At 45.2% G+C, this 2,666-nt stretch carries 2 protein-coding genes and 1 pseudogene; all 3 read right to left on the bottom strand.

Annotated features, from left to right (window positions below; translation table 11 throughout):
* Positions 1-356 (bottom strand): annotated as a pseudogene (locus QVO66_RS11950) (transcription termination factor Rho); the annotation flags it as partial.
* Between the two features lie 156 nt (positions 357-512).
* A complete protein-coding gene (gene abc-f, locus QVO66_RS11945; protein WP_021855725.1) occupies positions 513-2,291 on the bottom strand; it encodes a ribosomal protection-like ABC-F family protein in 1,779 nt (592 codons plus the stop codon).
* A gap of 26 nt (positions 2,292-2,317) precedes the next feature.
* The coding region (locus QVO66_RS11940; protein ID WP_369678064.1) for a GTP-binding protein at positions 2,318-2,666 on the bottom strand (349 nt) is incomplete at its 5' end.

The raw sequence follows: 2,666 nt of genomic DNA, 5'->3' as shown, positions 1-2,666 counted from the left end.
GGTTCAGCAACAGCCTTGCTCTTAGCCCGAGAACGTGTCTTGGCGGGCGGAGTAACCGGTGCATCATTAAACAATGAGGGAGTCTCAGCCTGAACTTTATTCTTTTTCAAATCGAAGTTTTCGCCTTCCTTTCCGTTTACAGAATAAACACGGTCGGTGTCCTTCTTTACAATACGAACTCTGCGACGCTTCGTGCCAAGCGGGTTCTTGTTTCCTTCAATTTCGGCCTGCTTATCAAGGATCGAATATATTATTTCTTCCTGAGTTTCGCCAGACTTGATTTTAGCACCCACTTTCTCTGCTATCTCTTCAAGCTCGGAAATATCTTTAGATAATAATTCGTCTTTGCTATACATATTAGGTTTACGTATATAAGAAATTTATTGATTGTATTCGTTTCACGAGTGGAAACAAATTATGATTTTTTAAATTTAATGCAAAAGTAATAATTTATATTGATTAAAAGAAGTAACGGCTCTGAAGACTTATTCATTTTAACTTAATTTTAATATTTAAGATTCTATTTCCGAAAGCTCCAGCCACCGCATTTCCTTAAGGTCGAGTTCTTCCTTTATCAACGGCAGACGTTTGCTTTTTTCAGTCAGTTCGTCTACCGGCAGCTTACCGCTGCAAAGCTGCTCTTCTATTTCCTTCTGCTCTTTTTCCAGCTCGGCTATTTCTTTCTCAAGCTGAGCAAACTCCATCTTTTCTTTATACGACATCTTGCGGCGCTCCTGATGCCGTTTTTCTCTTGGACGACTGTCTTTTTTAGCCGCCGTTTCTTCGTCACGGCTCTTAAGCGAACACCATTCGCGATACTGCGTGTAGTTTCCGGGGAAATCGTTTACTACGCCATTGCCTTTGAACACAAGCAGATGGTCTACCACTTTATCCATGAAGTAACGGTCGTGACTTACGATTATGACACATCCGGGGAAGTCGGCCAGATACTCTTCAAATATCTGCAGAGTCTGTATGTCAAGGTCGTTTGTCGGCTCATCAAGCACCAGAAAGTTCGGATTTTTCATCAGCACTGTACACAGATACAGCTTGCGCTTCTCGCCTCCGCTCAACTTATACACATAATTGTGCTGCTGTTCGGGAGTAAACAAGAAATGCTGCAGGAACTGTGATGCAGACAGATGCTTTCCGCCTCCCATGTCGATATAATCGGCAATGTCGGTTATCACATCGAGCACTTTCTTTTGTTCATCAAAGACCATGCCTTCCTGAGAGAAATATCCGAAACGCACAGTCGAGCCTATGTCAAAGCGTCCGCTGTCAAGCTTTTCCTGTCCCAACAGCAACTTCAGGAATGTTGTCTTGCCTGTGCCGTTGTTGCCAACAATACCCATTTTCTCAAAACGGGCAAAATTATAGTAAAAATCTTTGAGAATAACCTTGTCCGGCGACCAGCTCTTGGAGATATACTGGCACTCAAATATCTTGCTTCCGATATAGACGTTTCTGACTTTAAGCCTTACCTGACGGTCCTCAATTCTCTGCTTGGCCACTTTCTCAAGTTCATAGAATGCGTCCTCTCTGTATCTTGCCTTATGGCCTCGTGCCTGGGGCATTCTGCGCATCCAGTCGAGTTCCTTTCTGTACAGGTTGTTTGCACGTGCTATTTCGGCGCGCGTGTTGTCTATGCGCTCCTGACGTTTCTCGAGATAATAGCTGTAGTTGCCGCGATAGGTGTATATTTTCTTGTCGTCAAGTTCCAATATCACCGAGCATACCTTGTCGAGGAAAAACCTGTCGTGGGTAACCATGAGCAAGGTTTTGTTGCCACGGGCAAAGAAGCCCTCCAGCCATTCTATCATGTCGAGGTCAAGATGGTTGGTTGGCTCATCCAGGATAAACATGTCCGGGTCGGTCAGCAATACGTTTGCCAGTGCCACACGGCGCTGCTGTCCTCCGCTCAGAGTGCCCATCTTCTTGTCAAGGTCATCTATCTTAAGCTGTGTAAGTATCTGCTTCGCACGCAGAATCTTCGCCTCATCTCCTTTATGATTAAAGCATGCATCCAGCACAGTATCGTCGGGATCAAACTTGGGCGACTGTTCCAGATAGCCAATCTTAAGCTCGCGTCTGAAGATAATATTGCCCGAATCGTAGCCTTCGCGCCCAGTCAATATGGAGAGCAGCGTCGACTTGCCCGTGCCGTTCTTAGCAACAAGACCTATTTTCTGTCCTTCGGCAACACTGAACGATATGTCCTGAAACAGGACATGGGCTCCAAACGATTTAGTAAGATTCTGTATGTCAAGATAAGGTAACTGACCGGCCATTTCTGTCTTTATTTATTATTTACGCCTTACTGTTTAAGCGTTTTATTTATATTTTCGATATAATCAAGAATTTCGTCGCGTCCGCGCTTTGTCTCGCTGCTCGATATGAAGTAAGGAGGAAGCTCATCCCAAGTTTCCTTCAGCTTGTCCATATATGCGGCAGCCGTAGGCGCCACCTTAGACGAGCTAAGCTTATCGGCCTTTGTGAACACTATCGAGAACGGTATGCTGCTCTGCCCGAGCCAGTTGATAAAGTCTATGTCGATAGCCTGCGGCTCGTGTCTGATGTCTATCAGCACAAACACGTTTACGAGCTGCTCGCGCTGCAGGATGTAAGACGTTATCATCTGCTCCAGCTTCTGCTGGACCGTCTTT

Origin of the sequence: Prevotella sp. CAG:255 (assembly GCF_000431195.1) — a bacterium.
Taxonomy (GTDB): Bacteria; Bacteroidota; Bacteroidia; order Bacteroidales; family Bacteroidaceae; genus Prevotella; species Prevotella rara.
Note: the sequence above shows the minus strand (reverse complement) of the source record. Positions and strands in the feature narration are given on the sequence as shown.